The following is a 769-nucleotide window of genomic DNA, read 5'->3' as shown; positions in this document are numbered from 1 at the left end:
GGTGCTGTTAGGTGCATCACTGGTGCCTGTAACTGTTGGCGTGCTGTCGTTGGTTAATAATGGCGCATTTACGGTAATGCTTGGCGCGGTCGTATCAATCGTACCGGTGCCTGTAATGTCTGTGCTGTTACCTGCCACATCGCTGATGTTGGCTTCAATACTATACGGTCCTTCTGCAAGTGCCGTTGGGACTTTAACTGAGAAATTGCCATCGGCATCCACGGTGGTGGTGAACGTTTGTGGGTTACCTAAATCATCCACAACGGTAAAGGTTATTTCGGTACCCTCAATAGCATCGCTTGTACCACTGAGGGTCGGCGTTACATCATTGCTTGAACCTGGGCTGGTCAGAATAAGTGTCGGTGCTATGGTGTCTACTTCACCACTGCCTGTTGCCGTAGCTTCGTTGCCTGCTGCATCTTCAACACTTGCACTAATGGTGTACGCACCTTCTGCAAGTGCTATTGGTACAGGAATTGACCATGTGCCATTAGCAAGTACGGTGGCGCTGAGTGTTTGCGGTATGCCAGCACTATCAGTCACGATAAGTGTAACCGTACTGCCTTGCGGTGCATCACTACTGCCAGCAATGGTCGGTGTGGTGTCGTTGTCTACGCCGTTGTCTGTAATTATTAGCGTTGGTGCGACAAGATCTATTAGACCGGTTTCTGTTGCACTGCCAATATTGCCCAGTCCATCATCCACGGTCGCTGTTACGGTGTATGCGCCTTCGGCTAGTACACTGGGTGCATCGACGCTCCATACGCCA

The 769-nt window shown here is 50.7% G+C and carries 1 protein-coding gene; it reads right to left on the bottom strand.

Annotated features, from left to right (window positions below):
• Positions 1-769 (bottom strand): Ig-like domain-containing protein (locus tag GQR54_RS19435; RefSeq protein ID WP_166379709.1); only part of this gene is annotated, 769 nt, incomplete at both ends.

Origin of the sequence: Pseudoalteromonas sp. Z9A4 (genome assembly GCF_011378845.1) — a bacterium.
Lineage (GTDB): Bacteria > Pseudomonadota > Gammaproteobacteria > Enterobacterales > Alteromonadaceae > Pseudoalteromonas > Pseudoalteromonas arctica.
This window is presented reverse-complemented; position numbering and strand designations above follow the sequence as displayed.